This is a genomic window from Treponema sp. R8-4-B8 (assembly GCF_054786175.1).
Genome location: NZ_BDHE01000016.1, coordinates 12,551 through 29,626, shown reverse-complemented (window position 1 = coordinate 29,626; position 17,076 = coordinate 12,551). Strand labels below are relative to the sequence as shown.

The window sequence follows — 17,076 nt, the reverse complement described above, 5'->3', positions numbered from 1 at the left end:
AAAAAGATAAAGAGCACAATTCATTGGGTATCTGCCGCTCATGCCGCGCCAATACAGGCGCGTATTTACGATTACCTGTTCAGCGCGGAAAAACCGATGGAAGTATCCCAGCGCCCGGACGGCTCTCCCGGCGAATTTACCGATAACTTAAATCCCAACTCATTGGAAGTAATTGAAAACGCATGGGGCGAACCTTCGCTTGCAAATGTTTCGCCGGGCAAAGTTTTCCAATTTGAACGCCTCGGCTACTTTGTCCGCGACCCTGACACAGGCGCGGATGGACGGTCTGTTTTTAACAAGACCATCGGTCTGCGTGATACTTGGGCAAAGATTGTTAATAAAGGGTAATATTTTTTCATAAATATACCAAAAGAAACAATATTCATATTTTTACACAATGATTTTTCATTTGATATTATATAAATTCAAATAAGGGGTAATACATGAAAAATAATTTTTTTTTGTTTTTAATTATCGGTTTGTTGGCTATCAATTCTCTTAATGCCCAGACGCGAAAAGAAGTAAAGGTAAACACGGTTAAAAATTCTACGCTTATAAACGGATTCAAGGTTATCGCTCCCACTTATGATCTTGTAAATATTGACGGGCGGACAAATGTTGTAAAGATAAACGGAGCCGCTTCTCAATGGAACGCGATGGAATATTCACTTGCAAATTATAAGAACAAACCGATTACCATTTATTTTTCGGCTGATGTAATGAGGACTGGTCCCAAAAAGGGAATGTCATGGACAGTGAACAATGATCCTGAGTATCCTTCTGTAACCGCCGTGAACAACGCGCAGCCGGGAGTTTGGCATAACATGAGCGGGAATTTGACAATCATTCCTTCAAGTGATAATCCATTCATTCATTTAAATAAATGGGAACAAAACAGTTCTAGCACATTTTTTTATGTTGATAACATCAGTATAAGAATTGAGACGTGGGATTACGCTCCCGCCTCCGTAACAGCGACTGCAGGACAGGCAAACAATAACGGCACACGGAATATTTATGTCAGCGCAAGCAAAGGACAAGATAACGGGAATGGTACGCAGGATCGCCCGTTTAAAAAAATAGCCGATGCGATGTATTATGCGAAACCGGGTGATACCGTACTGGTCGATTCAGGAACTTACAACGAAAGATTTAAAGTGCCGACCGGAACGGCAGGGAAACCTGTTACGCTTAACGCAATGCCGGGAGCTGATGTTGTAATTTCGCCTACTATCCCAATTAAGCCGCAATGGAAGCAGTATCAGGGAAATATTTTTGTCGCCGATATTAGCGAATATGTTAAATATATCGACGTGAATTTTCCCCAACTCTTCGCCGACAGGGATTCAATGGTAGAGGCAAGATACCCTAACATGACTACTACAATGTCAACAATGTGGGATTACAAACGAGATGTCGCGCAAAAGGGAACGAATAAAAATACCGTTGTCGCAAGTGGAAATATTCCCGAAAATATCACTGGCGCAAAATTAATAATTTGGCCGGGAGACAGTGAAGTTCCCGGTTGGAGGCCGATTATCTCGCCGGTTGGAACGGTAAAAGGAAAAACAATAACTCTTGCGAATGAAATAACCGGTAATTCCAGTCCGCATACAAATAACGATCCCGATACGCCATATCTGGGTAATCCGTTCTATATTACCGGGGCATTGGCTCTGCTGGACGCGCCCGGCGAGTATTTTTTTGACAAGCAAACCAATTTTCTTTACTTTTATCCCTCATGGGACGGCGCGCCGGATAAGCGTACTCTTTCTATGCGCGGCAATGACATCGCCATTTTTGCGGCAAATACTTCTTATGTAACAATCAAAAATATTACCGTTTTTGGCGGCGGAATAAATATGCGCGGCTCTACAAACAATACGCTGGAAAATTGCCGTGTTTTTTACGCCCAGCATTTTTACGCGAGTGATTTTGCGCAAATAGAGGAATACAAGTGGTGCGGCAGCATGGTTGTAACGGGAGCGAATAACCGGATAACGCGATGCGAGTTTGGCAATACAAGCGGCAACGGGATTGTTCTGGGTGGCGATGATAACATATTTACCAATAACTTTGTTCATGACACAAATTACGCAGGTAATTTTTTTGACGGGGTGTATGTTTTATCCTCAAAACGTCTGGAAATTTCACATAACACATTGATAAATCAGGGACGCGCCCATATTTATTTCGCTCATGGACACTCTTTTGAACGGTGTGTTGTTAGTAATAATTATTGTGAAAACAACAACATACTGGTTCCCGACGGCGGCGGCGGTTTTTATACCATTAATACCAACGGCGGCGGCAGTGAAGTGTTTAACAACTTTGTCGTTGTCGGCGGCGGTAAAGGCGACAATGGGACGATGAAAAGGCTTCTTTCCGGTTTATATGTTGACGATTTAAGTTTCAATTACAAGGTTCATCATAACATCGTTATAGGCGGCACTGACTCAGGAATACGTCACGGACTCACGCACGCGGTCATTCCGCCGCAGCAGGGAACGTATTTTTTTAACAATACCATTATTGGTTCGCAAAACGGATTTGGTTTTCATTACATCTACGGACAAAACACCGACGCGAGAAGCGTTACAATTACCGACAACTTACTGGTAAATATAAAGTTACGCGATATAACAGGCAATGGCTTTGAAAACGGAAAATGGGTAAACTACGACGGTAATTTTGACAACGGCGCTATACCTGTAACAAAAGACGCAAAAAGACGCATGACTTCATCAGGTAACGCGCGTGGGACAATAGACGCAAAATACCGTCCCACTGGCGGAACACCCGACATTGGCGCAATTCCAAGAGACGGCGCATTATTCACATTCGGAGCAGATTGGGGTCAAGGCGGAATAATTGCGGCGGCGGCTCGTGAAAAACCGCTGCCATAAAAACACACCTAACGGCGACTATCACAGATTTTCTACATTAGAGTTGTGTCGGACTTTAGTCTGCAGTAGCCAACGAGTTCCCGAACAAGTCTATTTATTCAAGCGTAATTTTTCGCCTAACGACATCTTTATCATCCCAAGTAAGCAATTTTGTCCGCGTATAATAAATATAAAATTCTTTTCCGGTGGTTAAAGAATCATTTCCTTCCATACCAACAATAGACACATAAAGCAGTTCCCTTGGTTCATTTTTATCGGATATGCGCCGCCTATTACCCCAGTTTACCCCGTCATCAGATGTCATAATTTGCAGATCACATTTTTCATAAGCGTATTTTGGTGGCGGATAATGATTTTCAGATAACACCATGATAAATTTATTTATATGCGTATTGTATGTTATACCGAGCCAGCCCACCAGAAGATCCTGCCTGCTTTTAAGAGGCGACGATTTGCCGCCGATACCGTTTTCTGTCCAGTCATTTTGATAGTATTTTTTAAAAACCGGGACTGTACTGTTCTTTACCGCAGTTTTTAATTCTTCAAGACTTGTTCTTGCCACGGCTAACTCGTTATAATTTGACCAAATATCACCGTCTTTATCCATAACGTCTTTATAGTACATATATACATAACCATCGTGAATAACTATTTGCCCGCCTAAAAGCTCCACGCAAAAAAATTCATTCTTTGTTAATGATTTTGTTTTTAATAATTCTGTAAATCTCTCTTTAGTCATGTTAGCGCGTAAAACCAGACCCAAATCCTTAAAATCAATAAAATTCCCGTTTTTATTTTTTGAAGTTGATACCGCCATTCTTATCTCAGTGTAAAAAGTCCGCCAATAATTATTTAGATGATATTCGACATGATAAAACATAACCAAAGTATCATCATCAATTTTATAAACAGGTCCGCCACCGGAGTAATTATATCCTTGTGGCACTCCGATAATATTCATTTTCTGCATACTGTTTCGTCCCGGATTTTCCAAAGTGCCAATCATCATACTTGAACTAACTTCCCCGTTAGCTGCATAAAACGCATAAGTGCCGTCTTTACCCTTAACAACGCCGATACTTCCATCCGGCCAATAAATTAAGCCCGCGTCATTTAGTTGTTTTCGCTTGAAGACGGTTTCCACCTTCCCAATTGTAAATTTAATGTCATCGGTATTTTGGGGAGCAGCGTAAACCGGCAGTGAAAGACTGATTATCGCTGTAAAAATGATAATTCTTAAATATTTATTTTTTATTTTCATAATAATCCTCCTGATTGTTCCATTATATATTATTTATGAAAAAATGGAAGCCGTAGCACATTCGAATATAAGTATTTGTAAATTCTACCGCCACTTTTCTAAAGATTCTTGCATAAAACCACGAATATCGATGCCGTAAACTTCGCTTAATATCCCGCCGTTTAGAACGTCATCTATTTTCCCGCTAGCAACTAACGTTCCATTATTTAATACAACCGCCGTATCGCCAAAGAGACGGGCAAGATTAAGATCGTGAAACACGCTTATTAAAGTTTTATCATTCTCCTTTACCCACGCTTTTAAAAACTTTAGCAGTTCAATCTGATGTTTCAAATCCAGATGATTGCTCGGCTCATCAAGTAAAATTAAATCGGGGTTTTGCGCCAAAGTTCTAGCGAGAAAAACTCTTTGCAATTCTCCGCCGCTTAATTCATCGATCATGCAGTCCTTGTTGTCCCAAATGTCCAGTTTTATTAAAATGTCTTCAATAATTGCCTTATCTGCGGCGGAAAGGTTTTTTAAAAAGCCCTGCGAATACGCATAACGCCCCATTGATACGGTTTCATAAACCGTGTAGGGAAAAAATACTTGCGTACTCTGAGAAAGCAAGGCTATTTTTTTCGCGAATTCTTTGCGTGAAACCGCTCTTACATCCTCACCGTTCATTAACACACTCCCACGGTAATCAATAATACGCGCTATAGATTTAAGCAAAGTGCTTTTTCCGCTCCCGTTAGGACCGAGTATGCAAAGACTTTCTCCTCTTTCCGCATTAAAGTTGATGTTGCGAATAACGTCATTGCTATCTTTATTTGCACCGCCATATCCGGCGTATAAATTTTTAACTTCAAACATATTACACCTGCGTCTTGCGCCTCCGCCTGAAATAAACCCACGCAAAAAACGGTGCGCCGATTAGCGCGGTAATCGCTCCCACGGGAAGTTCCGACGGCGATACTAATGTTCTTGCCAGCAGATCAGTCAAAACAAGCAAAGAGCCGCCGAGTATAAACGACATGGGAATTAAATGTTTGTGGTTAGAACCGCAGATTCGGCGCGCCGCGTGAGGTGCAATTAAATCGACAAAGCCAATAACGCCGCTGAGAGCGACTGCGGCCCCTGTAAGAACGGCGCAGAGAGCGAGCAGTTTTTTTCGCACCGCCCCTGTCTCCACTCCCGAAGATTTTGCCTGTTCGTCACCAAAACTTAAAATGTCCATTTCTTTTGTAAAAAGGAAAATCCCCGTTATTCCAATGACCAAGAACGGAAGCAACAGCCATACCGACGACCAGCCCCTCATGGCGAAACTTCCCATTTGCCACAGGGCTATTCGCCGCAGGTCATCGGAGAATATAGCGCTTAACATAGTAAGTGCCGCGCTTAAAAAAAGTGAAAAAACCATCCCGCACAGAATTATTGTGTTATTTGACATAGATTTGTCTATTCGCGAAGAAAAAGCGGCGACACAAAAAACGGCAACAAGCCCAAAGACAAAGCCCGTCAGTGGCAGAGTGAAGCCACCCAGAAGCGGGATCACTATTCCGCTGATAATTATTATTCCAGCGCCCAAAGACGCTCCTGACGAAACGCCCAAAATGTAGGGAGACGCAAGGGGATTGCGTAAAATTGACTGACAAACCGCGCCGCTTGCCGCAAATCCGCCGCCGACAAGAAACGCCAACAGTACGCGTGGAAGCCGTAACAGCCACACAATTGAAACATTTTTAGGGTCTATATCAAGAGCGAGCGGCAGACGGAAAATTTTATGCAAAATTATCAAAACAGTGTCGCGCAGACTGATGGCAGAACTGCCTAAAGAGGCGGCGGCAATAATTATGAAAAGTGAGATAATTGCGCCCGTGATGATGCGATTTCTGTTACTCATATATTACTCATATTTGACCACTAAAATATATAACAACATTTCTCATTATAACTAATTTCCTTGATATATTTTAGTGGTCAGAATAGACCGCTTGCGACATCTGCCGCAAAGCCAAAATAATGCGGCTTGAAGGGCGCACCGATGAATCAGTATCAATCTGATAGATACGGTTATTTTTAACAGCATTGATGTGGTTAAAACCGAGGCGACTTTTTATTTCCGCGATTGGATCGTCAATATAATTCACATTTGTAAGAATCACATCGGGGTTGCGGTCAATGATCGACTCCGCGCTAGGATTTACAATCCAATTGTCATTTTCAAAAATGTTACGCGCACCGATAACAAAGATCATATCATTCAAATAACTGTCCTTCCCAAAAGTGAACATATCCGGCGCGGCTGATATTTCAAAATACACTGACTTTTTTGTATCTGCCTGCGCTCCCCTTTGGCTGATTTCGGCAATCTGCGCTTTCATTGAATTGATAACTTCTTCTCCATTTTTCCGCGCTTGCAAAAGATCGGCAATGAAGGCAATGTCACGGTAAATATCGTCAATGCTCTTACTCATGGAAATATACACCACGGGGATTCCCATTTCGCGTAACGCCCTTAATGGGTCTTCGCCAGTGCCTGTCGCATTATGCCCGTTAGCGATAATTATATTGGGACTAAGCTTTATTATCACCTCTGCGTCTGGGTAGAAAAAATCCAGTTGAGGCAATCCTTCGGGAATCCCCACGACATTTACCGAATGTTTGTCTATGGCGACAAGTTTATGCGCCTGTCCAAGATCGGCAATTATCTCCGTATTTGACGGCGCGGTGGACACAATTCGGTTGATTTGATTTTTAATTATTACTGTTCTGCCTGAACGGTCGATTATTTCTCTGCCATCGTTTCTTGCACAACTAACAACAGAAAGAATAACAAAAGCAATTATTAAAACTTTTTTTAATAATACTGTTATGTGCATATTAATACACCCTGCTAAAAAATAAGCGTTCTTTTACCCCGTGATTTTTATTGAACCACAGAGCAAGAAAATAAAAATAACCCGAATACAAATTGACAAAATCAAAGAGAATTTCATCTACCGTATTTCCCTGCTGTTGATGGCGGCTTAAAAGCCGTACCAGAGCTTTACATTTATTGCGTATAACATGACTGCAGGAGGTTTGAGTGCAACCTTGGGGCACAAAAAAGGCAAAATCTTTACCTTCAGGCAGAAGTTCCGCTACAGATTTTTGCAGAGACTGGGTTTTCAGGTGAAGCCATTCCAATTCTTCCGCAGTTACCGTTGTTTTTGTCCGCAGAGACGGATTAATATGGTACATCAATTCGTTAATTTTGCACATATCTTCTTCCATTTCAGGATCGGCTGTTTTGTCCGTTTCATCAAGCAGGGAACGCACGAGGCCTATCATACTGGAAATTTCATCGGTCAATATTTCAAAATCGCACTTTAAATCAGCGGCATCATCATATAAAAAAGTATAGGCTAGATATTTGCTCATTTTGCCCCTCCCTCCGTATCATACTGCAACCGTAACCCCATCGTCAGCGTAATCCCCGGCATGGGGTAATCGTTAAATGATTGATATGATTCGTTCAAAATATTTCGCAATACGCCGAACGCCGTAAGATTTTTCCCTATTTTTTGATTAACATTGGCGTTAAGCAAAAAATGCGGTTTCAACTGTGTAATGTTTGCTCTGTCGTCATAGCGCAAACTTTCAAAATGTCCGCTGATTATTACAGAACCGCTTTCCCACGGAACTTCAAGAGAACCGCCGATTGTATGCACTGGACTGTATGGGATTCTTTTATTGTCCGCGAAGTCATAGCCAAAACTTAACAGGTAACTTAAAAGGTACTGATACGAAATTGAGGGGATAATTTTTTTTATCGATCCTAAATTAACAGGAATTTCAAAACGCAGTTTGCTGTCTGCCCCGAAGAACATTGCCTCTCCTACATTTTCAGGCCGCCAGATACCGCCGGCTCCGGGATACCAGTGAATTGAATCTTTTAACCAATGCGTAAAGAATGTGCATTCAAAAATAAATAAATCTTTAAAACGCCATGACAAACCAATGTCTCCGCCCCAACCGTCTTCGGGTTTTAAATCGGGGTTTCCCACGCTGCCTCCGGCTGCGCTAGTGCCACCGCCTTCACTCCAGTACAATTCTTCAAAGTCGGGAAATTTAAAACTGCGGAAATAGTTGTTTTTTAAGGCAAGCGAATCTGTCACATTCCAAAGCAAGCCTAATTTTGGGACTGCTGTAAATTGCGTGTCTCCTTTGTTTGCGAACACAGCTTTTACAGAAGGAATGATCATGAATCGTTGTACAGGTTTGATTTCCGCAGTCAGGTAAATTCCACCGTCGTGCCGATCCCGATTTCCAATATCCGTTGAGTCAAGATAGATAAAACGGTAATCAAAACCGCTTTTCAGAGACAACTGCCCGCTTGCATACCAATTCCAGCGGTTAATTACCATTATACTCTGCTGTTCGTGACGGGAAAAAACGTCCGCAGGCGAGGTATAATCTCTTCTTGTAAAATACGATCCAATGGTCGCTTCCATTGCAAGATCGTCACGAAAAGCGTGGGGCATATCAAGCATTAAATTGTTACGCGAAACTATATCCTGCTGTTTGCCGACATTGCTTGAAAAGCCGGAGTTGGGTATATTTTTATCGCCGTAATAAAAATTTGATGAGGCGATTAATTTCGAAAGATTGGGCAGTTCCCCAATTACAGATAACGCGCCCCCGGCATCCCACACTTCGTTGTTATCTTTGCGGCGGGTATAATTGTAGCGGTCGGTAAATAAAAAGTGATTCTGCGCCCGGTTTGCGAAGGCGTTAGCTGTAATTGAAAAGGAGCTTCCCCCATAAGCGGCTGAAATGTCAATGTTCTGAGTATCTGCCAAATCTTCCCAATTTGGTCCCTGCGTTAGTCCGCCCCGCCCACGGTATTCGCCGGGCTGAACTCCGGTATTGGAAACAGAAGCGCCTAACCTCAGTCCTGATTTTTGTTTCTTAACAGTGATAATGTTAATCACTCCGCCCATCGCGCCTGAAACATTGTACTTGGTATCGGAGCCGCCATAAATTACCTCGATACGCTCGACTGAATTAAGATCAATTTGCTCAATGTCAAATCTTCCGTCCATAGAAGAATTTACAGGCACTCCGTCTATGAGGATAGCAAGCCGTTTTGAATCAAGCCCGCGCAGGTTAAGCAAAGTCATATTGCCGTAAGTTCCGTATCGTGTAAAGTTGAGACCAAGCGTCTCCTGCAACAGAGACGCTACGTCCGGCGCGTTACGGCGTTCAATTTCGTCTTTTTCAATAACTGACATTTGCTGGCTTGTCGGTTTTGTTCCCGTAACGGTTATGCCCTCTTCTTCGGAGAAAAGTAACTCATCATCTTCGACAGACTGACCATTTGCGCTGTTGGGAAAAGAGAGAGAAAAAATTAATAGTACCAAGACCGGAAAAAATTTTCCGGCCTTGTGTAAAAAAGTGAACATTTATTCTTTTGTATAAGTTCCCCAATAGGAAACATGATCGCCTACATTGTCCACGCTAAAAAGTGAAATAGCCGCAGACAGTGAATCTGTTTCTAATGGATACCAAGCATCATTACTATCTTGTAACCAGACGTTTGCTAACTTTATGCTAGTTGAAGTATATTCTGAATAATAAACGCCGGTATATTTGTTAACAGTAAAATCACCGGAAGATGCGGTTATCTTGATAATAAGTACGCCAGCGTTAGCTGAAAAATCTATAGCTTTTTCAATATCACCTTTCAGGTCTCCATATTCGACACGGGTATCTGTTATTGTGTAACCGTCCCATTCTGCTGTCCATTCGCCTACTGGAATAAAACCGGTATCTACAGAATTATCATCCGTATTACAACCAGTAAACAAAAGTGCCGTTGTCAAACAGAATATAACGGCAAGCGCGAAAACGCCTCGCGCAAAATTGCGGCGAAGTGAACTGGAAGCCGGGCTTCCTGAAGCCTTGCGGCTTTTGGAAACCAGGCTTTTTAAAGCCATGCTTCCCTGGTGAAGTGAGTTGAATAAAAACATAGAGACTCCTTTTCGGAGAAAAGACAAAAAAGACCGCTTACACTACTGACGAGAAAATCGTATTAGACCGGTAAAATCGGTTTTTCTCAAGCTCTTCCTCGAAGCTAAGAAAAAATGTTTAACCCCATACGAGGCTAACGCATACCAAAGTTTCCTGGCTTGAGGGCTTGCCCGACCACATAAACTTTGTTTATTTGGTCGGACGGTTTTTCAGTCAACCTTCCCATCTGACACTTGCAAGTGGTCAAACAGTGGTTGTATGCGACTGAATCTTCCCTGTCACAGTTACGGGTTAGCGGGGGACTTGCCTGACCACTAAAATCTTAACTTTTTTACAGTTTTAACTTAACTGTTTAAAGATTTTAGTGGTCAGGCGCACCCCACTTCCTTTGAAATATACTTTTACAGTTTATACTATTTGTGAGAAATTGTCAATCGGTATATAAACAAATGGAGAATGAATTTGGAGTTTAATTTGTATTTGATTTTTTTTGTTAATTACCTAATAAAGATATTAGAAAGCAAGTGTCAAGGCGATCGTGCCTATAAAAATCACTTCACCAATTTTGATACTTTTTCAAGCAGCTCGCCTTTACTGATTGGTTTGTGTATGTATTCGACCGCGCCAAGTTCATGCGCTTTGTCTTTGTCTTTTGGGTCGTCCGATACCGTATATATCGCTATCGGGATTTTGTGCAATTGGCTGATGTCTCGTATTTTGATAAAGGTATCCCAACCGCCCATTCCAGGCATATATAAATCCAACAAAATCAAATCAGGAAGATATCCCTCTAAGAACAAGTCCAAAGCCGCTTTGGCGGAATTGACTACTTTAACGTTATAATCATTTTCCAGCGCGCTTTTTGTCATGATAAGGGAGGTTTCCTCATCATCAACTGCAATGACCTTTTTCTTCGTCAGCATAATCAAATCAATCATTGCAGAGTGTAGTTTTTCCGTCATAGAAATTATTTCGGCGTAGTCGGTTCTTACGGTATCACTTTGATTTTGAAGACTATCAAGCGCGGCGGTAATTTCAGCGCTATGCGCCGATAATTCGCTGAAAGTATTAATTAAGCCATTCATTGTCTCGGCAAAACCATTAATCTCTTTTGCCATAGAGGTTATTCTAGTTCCTGTGTCATCGGATTGTTTTTCGGTAACAGTTATCCCGTCAATGATACTTTTAAGCGTCTGAGAAATATTCCGTGAATTTTCCCGTGTGGTTTCCGAAAGACGGCGTATTTCACCGGCAACAACCGCAAAGCCCCTGCCCGCTTCTCCGGCATGGGCGGCTTCAATTGCCGCATTCATGGATAATAAATTGGTGTTAGCCGCTATTGTACTGATTATTTTAATCGCCTGCGCTATGCCGTCTACCGATTTGGAAATGTCCTCTACCGATTGAATCGTTTCCCGCATTGATGTCTGGCTTTTTTCCGTGTTTTCTATCAGCCCTTTTATGTTTTCCTGTTTACTTCGGGAAAGCTCCGTAGTTTCTTTGATCGAGCCGATCATTTTTTCTGTCGCAACCGAAGATTGCGCGATTGTATCTCTTTGCGAAAGGATAACAGCATTCAGTTTATTTATTAATTTGTTTATATCCTCAATAAGGGCTGACGCTTTGGTAATGTCTTTCTTAAGCTGACGGTTTAGTTCTTCGGTATTGGTTTTTTCCGCAAGTAACGCAAGAGTATACTGAGCGCAATTTTCCGGTTTGTTAATGCCGTTAAAAATTGCCATTGCCATTCTTCTGCATCTTTTATAACCGCATGCTCCGCAATCGTATATATCTTCTTTTGAAAACTTTTTCATCTTATGGTAGATAACGTTTAATTCATCTTCGTTAGGTGTTTTTTTGTCGTTGTTTTCCGAAAGATTACGATAACTGCGGTCATACAGTCCGGGCTTCCAGTATTGTTTCAACTGTTTGTGATATTTTTCGTACTGTTCTTTTTTTTGCTTGGGAGCAACGCGCTGTTCAAGTTCGGCGCTGCGCTTGCGGATAGGGCTTTCCAGTTTGTTTATAGACAAGAGGCTGTTCCCTGTGCCGGGGCCGCCGTTACAGCCTTTTTCGCAGTTAAGGCAGTCCAATAAAAGCGGGAATTCTTCGTCAGGATCATTCAACGATGACGCTGTTTCTATAAGGTAGGCGTATATGCTGTGTACCCCTTCGACTTTGCGGGTATTTCTCCGTATGCCCGGTGAAAACCGCTCGGCAGTGTCAAGCAAACCGCCAGGGCTTGAGAATCCTACTGCCCGCTCGGCAAGCAACCCGTTATAGTCCTCAGGCGTAAAAGAGGCAAGGTCTATTTTTTCCGTTAGCAGATATTTTTTTAAAGCAAGCATGGTAACGTTGTAGTCCGCCAGTCCGGTTTCGTCAAATTCCCGGCGCTTTGCAAGGCAGGGAGAAATTACAGCGATTTTATGGTCTTTATATTGAGGATAATACTCGCGGATCATTTTTATCGAATGGAGCATGGGGCTGTGCGCCGGCGCAAGGTAGGGTATCAGTTCAGGGTGGTAAATCTCGATATAAGTTACAATAGCCGGACAAGGTTGCGCTATGACCATGCGGGGTTTTTTCTTTCGTATGAAATCTAAATATGAAACAACCGTAAGTTCCGCGCCTAAGCTCACGTCAAAAAAATCTTTAACGCCGAGCGATTTCAGAAAGCCATTAAGGTTGAGGTGTTTGTCGGGAAAAACGGACGCTGCGGCGGGAGCGACAACGGCGATAATTTTGGCGCCATTTTTCAAGTCTGAAAAGAAACGAGGGGTGTCGTCAATAGGCAAACGCGCCTCATGGTGGCAGGCTATTATACAGTTCCCGCAACCGATACAAAGGTCAGCGTTTATCATTACCTTTTCTTTCGAGCCGTCCATGCAGTATTTAACCGGACAATCGGCAATGCAGGCGTAACAATTAACGCACTTTTTTTCGTCAATCCGTATAACCGGGGTAAGCGTTGTTCTTGCCATTTTTATCTTCCCTTTAGATACATAATTATCGGTAATTATGTAACGATATAATTATATCGAAACTAGGAAGAATATGTCAATACTGATGTTAAGAATTTGCGGGTGTTTTCATTTTAACCCTAAGCATGGCGTAACCGGCGCTCAGGTCTTCCTGTTGAACCGCTACGTTTTCCGGCACTTTGAGTTTAACGCCGGTAAAGTTCCATATTCCTTCAATACCCGCGTCTACAAGCACATTCGCCGCTTCTTGGGCATATTCGGAAGGAACCGTAAGTATGGCGATTTTCGCCTTGAAATTTTGGATTTGAACATCCATTGTTTTTGCATTGAGTATTTTAACGCCGTTAATCCGCGTTCCAATTTTCTTGGGATCAACGTCAAATGCGACCAAAATGTGGAGGCCGTGGAGCAGAAACCCCTTGTAGCCGAGGAGCGCCGAACCAAGATTTCCAGCGCCGACCAATATGGCGTCGCTGGTAGTATCCCAGCCCAGATAATGCTCAATAGCGTAAATTATATCTTCAATAGGAAACCCTTTTTGAGGCGTTCCAGCGATTCCGGTTAAGGCAAGGTCTTTGCGTACCTGTACGGGGTCAAGCCCCAATACTTCCGCAATGACGGCGGCAGAGACAAATTCTTTCCCTTCCTGTTGTAAATCCCGAATCACCGGAAGATAGGAGGGAAACCTGCGGACGGTAGACGCTGAAAAATTTTTAGGCTGCGCCATAGCCTTTATATTATCAAATTTTTTCGTTATTGTCTCTGCTACTGTTTGCCATTGTGATCGGACTGCGGATAGCGTCGGTCTCATCATCAACTGCCTTTATTGATACCATTCCATAACACAACCAGCCGTTTTTCCCGCGTTTTAGCTAAGTCAATAATTCGCTGGTTTGATGATCCGTAAAACGGTAATCCTATGTAGCGAAGTTCATGCAGGTATTTTCCATCAATCAATTTTAGATGGTCAGGGAAGGCTCCGCAGGTGCAACAAAATAAACGCACGGCGTAGCCGTGTAGTTCAATTAATGCCGCACGCTGAGAGCACCAATAAATGCAAGGGGATGTCCAAAAAGAATTTTAAAACCACCAGTGCGAATTTATCATTTAATATCAGGAAAATGACATATCAATCTCTTTCAACACATCCTGTATTGACAATCCCCTCTCCCTAGCGATTTTTGCTATATCCTCATATTCAGGCTTTGATTTCCGCACCCCATAACCACAAGCGGTTTTAATTTTAACCGTACCATATTGAGTTTGAATTTCTTTTTGCTCTCTTTGCAATGTGTAACGGCGGCTGGTATTCTCTCTCATTCCAAGCGTGCTTGTATGTTTGAAAATAAGCGAGACCATCTTGTCTTTTAATTCACTGCGGCACATACACGTAAAAGTCAAACCCATGCGCCCCTTTTTCATACAAACAGGAGTGGTGTAAACGTCAAGAGCGCCTTCCTCAAACAAAAGCTGTTGCGCGAAGGCTACCGCCTCAGGAGTCATATCGTCTAAATTGCAAACAAGTTCAGTTACTTCTTCTGCGTTATTCGCCATGTTGCCGATATAAGCTCTTACGCAATTTGCTTTTTCAAAATCTTTTTTACCCATGCCATAGCCGATTTTATTAACGCTAATCACAGGCATTGCGCGAATTTCTTTTACAAAATGTTTGAGTAACGCCGCGCCCGTTGGCGTACAAAGCTCACCTTGCGTTTGATCGCTATACATGGGAATATTTTGCAAAATATAAGCGGTTGCCGGAGCTGGTACGGGTAAAATGCCGTGAGCGCAATGGACGTGGCCGCTTCCGGTATTAACCGGAGAAGCTAAAATCACATCGGGCGCAAGTTCCTCTATCAGCATACAAACGCCTGTAATATCGGCAAGCGCGTCCATCTCTCCCACTTCGTGAAAATGTATTTTGTCTACCGGAACGCCATGCGCTCGGCTTTCAGCTTCAGCTATCAATTTGTAAACCGCAAGAGCGTTCTTTTTTACGTTATCGGAAACATTTAATTGGGTGATTAAATGTTCTATGTCGTGATAGCTGTTATGGCTGTGATGATTATCACTGTGTGTATGTTCATGAGTATGATCATGTGTATCTTCGTGATGATGATATTCATCGTGAGAATAATTATGCTCATTATGTGAATGATCATGATGATTGTCCGCATGATCATCTTCTTCCTTTCCGTTGATTGTTACGGTGATATGCGTTCCGGTTATGCCGCACTTTACGGATTGCTGGGCGCTTACCAATACATTGGGGATACCAATGTCGTTTAACTTCTTCAAAAATTCTTTAGGATTGTCATGCAACTCAAGTAAAGCCGCCAAGAGCATATCTCCCGCTGCGCCCATATTACATTCAAAATACAGTGTTTTCATTTAACACCCCTTTTATGACTTATCTAAATGATAAATCTATGATTTATCATACTTGCCAAATACCCTGCGCCAAAACCGTTGTCAATGTTGACTACGCTCACGCCGCTGGCGCATGAATTAAGCATTGAAAGAAGAGCGGACAGCCCGTTAAATGAAGCGCCGTAGCCTACGCTGGTGGGAACTCCGATAACGGGGCAGCCAACCAAGCCGCCTATGACGCTGGTTAGCGCACCTTCCATTCCTGCTATGGAAATTATTACCTGCGCGTCCATAATTGCCTCAAGCTGTGATAAGAGACGGTGAAGCCCCGCAACGCCGACATCGTACAGGCGGACAACTTCGTTGCCAAGGGCTTCGGCGGTAATAGCCGCTTCTTCTGCGACGGGGATGTCGCTTGTGCCGCCAGTGGCGACTACGATTTTTCCGATGCCGTCAGGTTTTGGTATTTCGCCGACAATTCCGATTCGCGCCATTTGATGATATTGCAATGGAATTTTTTTATTGACAATTTCTGCCGCTTCCGCCGATAGTCGGGTTATCATTATTAACCGCTGTCTTTTATCCTTCATAGCGTTTATAATGCCGATTATCTGTTCCGGCGTTTTACCTTCACCGTATATTACTTCACCGGCTCCCTTCCGCAATTCGCGGTGATGGTCAAGTTTCGCATAACCTAAATCTTCAAAAGGTTCGGTGCAAAGTCTTGATAACGCTTCTTCGGGAGTAATCGCGCCCTCCTGAATGTTTTTTAATAAATGTAAAGTTTCCTGTTTGTTCATAAATTATCATTCCTCCTTTCAATCGCCTCTAATTCGCAATGGATCATCAATTCTTTGTCATACAGCAAGTCCGTCTTTCCGTCCGCGAAAATTTGCCCGTTCTTCAATATAATTACGCGGCTGCATATTTTTGCGGCAAATGTTACATCATGCGTCGCTATTATTTTTGTATGGTTTAATTTTTTAAAAATTTCAATAAGAGAGCGTTTCGCCTTTGGGTCAAGAAAGGCGGTCGGCTCATCAAACATTAATATAGAAGGTTCCATTGCCAAAACCGACGCTATTGCCGCCAGACGTTTTTCGCCGCCGGACAATTTTAACGATGAACGAGTACCCAGATGATTTATGTTTAACTGTTTAAGAGTTTCATCTACCTGTATTTTAATTTCATCTTCAGACATTCCAAAATTACGACAGCCAAAGGCGATGTCGTCATAAACAAGCGGCATAAACAACTGGTCATCGGGGTTTTGAAAAACAACGCCTACTCTTTTTCGGATTTCATTAACTGTTTTATTACTAAGTTGTATTCCGTCTACTTCTATCGCGCCGCTTGACAATTCAAGTATCCCGACAACAGCGAGCAGAAGCGTAGTTTTACCTGCGCCGTTTTCGCCTATTAATGCGACATTTTCACCTTCGCTGACGGTCAGTGTTATGTCGTCTATCGCTTTTGTCTTGTCAGGGTAAATAACCGTTACGTTTTGAAGTTTCAACATTACAGAAGCCTTCCCAAAAAAATTTCTCCTAATATTTGCGCC

13 protein-coding genes, 1 pseudogene and 1 riboswitch are annotated in these 17,076 nt (G+C 42.6%); of the genes and pseudogenes, 2 read left to right on the top strand and 12 right to left on the bottom strand.

Annotation, left to right across the window (positions count from 1 at the left end; translation table 11 throughout):
- Together ACYVRA_RS04505 and ACYVRA_RS04500 are read left to right on the top strand one after the other, a co-directional pair.
- A pseudogene (locus ACYVRA_RS04505) lies at window positions 1-348 on the top strand (glutamine--tRNA ligase); the annotation flags it as partial.
- 95 nt (window positions 349-443) lie between these two features.
- Window positions 444-2,906 carry a DUF1565 domain-containing protein gene (locus ACYVRA_RS04500; RefSeq protein ID WP_461251557.1) on the top strand — a complete coding sequence of 821 codons (2,463 nt, stop codon included), beginning with the start codon at window positions 444-446 and terminating at the stop codon, window positions 2,904-2,906.
- A 94-nt stretch (window positions 2,907-3,000) separates the two neighbouring features.
- On the opposite strand, the gene ACYVRA_RS04495 is transcribed toward ACYVRA_RS04500, so the two are convergent.
- The 12 genes from ACYVRA_RS04495 to ACYVRA_RS04440 all read right to left on the bottom strand — a co-directional run bounded on the left by ACYVRA_RS04495 (window position 3,001) and on the right by ACYVRA_RS04440 (window position 17,034).
- Window positions 3,001-4,167 (bottom strand): hypothetical protein, encoded by a 1,167-nt coding sequence (locus ACYVRA_RS04495; protein WP_461251556.1) that lies wholly within the window; start codon window positions 4,165-4,167, stop codon window positions 3,001-3,003.
- Between the two features lie 84 nt (window positions 4,168-4,251).
- Entirely contained in the window at window positions 4,252-5,022 is a 771-nt protein-coding gene (locus tag ACYVRA_RS04490; RefSeq protein WP_461251555.1) for an ABC transporter ATP-binding protein, read from the bottom strand.
- A 1-nt stretch (window position 5,023) separates the two neighbouring features.
- Complete coding sequence (locus ACYVRA_RS04485) at window positions 5,024-6,052, bottom strand: FecCD family ABC transporter permease (protein WP_461251554.1); 1,029 nt, start codon at window positions 6,050-6,052, stop codon at window positions 5,024-5,026.
- 70 nt (window positions 6,053-6,122) lie between these two features.
- The gene (locus tag ACYVRA_RS04480) at window positions 6,123-7,031 is read right to left on the bottom strand and encodes an ABC transporter substrate-binding protein (protein ID WP_461251553.1); all 909 of its coding nucleotides are present in this window, start codon (window positions 7,029-7,031) and stop codon (window positions 6,123-6,125) included.
- Between the two features lies 1 nt (window position 7,032).
- Window positions 7,033-7,572, bottom strand: a complete 540-nt coding sequence (locus ACYVRA_RS04475; RefSeq protein ID WP_461251552.1) for a hypothetical protein — start codon at window positions 7,570-7,572, stop codon at window positions 7,033-7,035.
- Window positions 7,569-9,554, bottom strand: a complete 1,986-nt coding sequence (locus tag ACYVRA_RS04470; RefSeq protein WP_461251551.1) for a TonB-dependent receptor plug domain-containing protein — start codon at window positions 9,552-9,554, stop codon at window positions 7,569-7,571. Before ACYVRA_RS04470 ends, ACYVRA_RS04475 begins: the two co-directional genes overlap by 4 nt.
- Before the next feature lie 42 nt (window positions 9,555-9,596).
- Window positions 9,597-10,163, bottom strand: coding sequence for a hypothetical protein (locus tag ACYVRA_RS04465; RefSeq protein ID WP_461251550.1), 567 nt, complete (start codon window positions 10,161-10,163; stop codon window positions 9,597-9,599).
- Window positions 10,164-10,291: 128 nt separating this feature from the next.
- A riboswitch (cobalamin riboswitch) is annotated at window positions 10,292-10,595 on the bottom strand.
- 120 nt (window positions 10,596-10,715) lie between these two features.
- On the bottom strand, window positions 10,716-13,145 hold the full coding sequence (locus ACYVRA_RS04460; RefSeq protein WP_461251549.1) for a methyl-accepting chemotaxis protein: 2,430 nt from the start codon (window positions 13,143-13,145) through the stop codon (window positions 10,716-10,718).
- Between the two features lie 88 nt (window positions 13,146-13,233).
- Entirely contained in the window at window positions 13,234-13,872 is a 639-nt protein-coding gene (locus ACYVRA_RS04455; protein WP_461251548.1) for a redox-sensing transcriptional repressor Rex, read from the bottom strand.
- Window positions 13,873-14,258: 386 nt separating this feature from the next.
- Window positions 14,259-15,536, bottom strand: a complete 1,278-nt coding sequence (gene larC, locus ACYVRA_RS04450) for a nickel pincer cofactor biosynthesis protein LarC (protein WP_461251547.1) — start codon at window positions 15,534-15,536, stop codon at window positions 14,259-14,261.
- Between the two features lie 23 nt (window positions 15,537-15,559).
- Entirely contained in the window at window positions 15,560-16,315 is a 756-nt protein-coding gene (gene larB, locus ACYVRA_RS04445; RefSeq protein ID WP_461251546.1) for a nickel pincer cofactor biosynthesis protein LarB, read from the bottom strand.
- Window positions 16,312-17,034, bottom strand: coding sequence for an energy-coupling factor ABC transporter ATP-binding protein (locus tag ACYVRA_RS04440; RefSeq protein WP_461251545.1), 723 nt, complete (start codon window positions 17,032-17,034; stop codon window positions 16,312-16,314). The genes larB and ACYVRA_RS04440 overlap by 4 nt, the downstream gene beginning before the upstream one ends.
- Between the last annotated feature and the right edge of the window lie 42 nt (window positions 17,035-17,076).

Coding starts and splice junctions, on each gene's coding strand:
- ACYVRA_RS04500 (WP_461251557.1), top strand. CDS start 444: ATGAAAAATAATTTTTTTTTGTTTTTAATTATCGGTTTGTTGGCTATC.
- ACYVRA_RS04495 (WP_461251556.1), bottom strand. CDS start 4,167: ATGAAAATAAAAAATAAATATTTAAGAATTATCATTTTTACAGCGATA.
- ACYVRA_RS04490 (WP_461251555.1), bottom strand. CDS start 5,022: ATGTTTGAAGTTAAAAATTTATACGCCGGATATGGCGGTGCAAATAAA.
- ACYVRA_RS04485 (WP_461251554.1), bottom strand. CDS start 6,052: ATGAGTAACAGAAATCGCATCATCACGGGCGCAATTATCTCACTTTTC.
- ACYVRA_RS04480 (WP_461251553.1), bottom strand. CDS start 7,031: ATGCACATAACAGTATTATTAAAAAAAGTTTTAATAATTGCTTTTGTT.
- ACYVRA_RS04475 (WP_461251552.1), bottom strand. CDS start 7,572: ATGAGCAAATATCTAGCCTATACTTTTTTATATGATGATGCCGCTGAT.
- ACYVRA_RS04465 (WP_461251550.1), bottom strand. CDS start 10,163: ATGTTTTTATTCAACTCACTTCACCAGGGAAGCATGGCTTTAAAAAGC.
- ACYVRA_RS04460 (WP_461251549.1), bottom strand. CDS start 13,145: ATGGCAAGAACAACGCTTACCCCGGTTATACGGATTGACGAAAAAAAG.
- ACYVRA_RS04455 (WP_461251548.1), bottom strand. CDS start 13,872: ATGGCGCAGCCTAAAAATTTTTCAGCGTCTACCGTCCGCAGGTTTCCC.
- larC (WP_461251547.1), bottom strand. CDS start 15,536: ATGAAAACACTGTATTTTGAATGTAATATGGGCGCAGCGGGAGATATG.
- larB (WP_461251546.1), bottom strand. CDS start 16,315: ATGAACAAACAGGAAACTTTACATTTATTAAAAAACATTCAGGAGGGC.
- ACYVRA_RS04440 (WP_461251545.1), bottom strand. CDS start 17,034: ATGTTGAAACTTCAAAACGTAACGGTTATTTACCCTGACAAGACAAAA.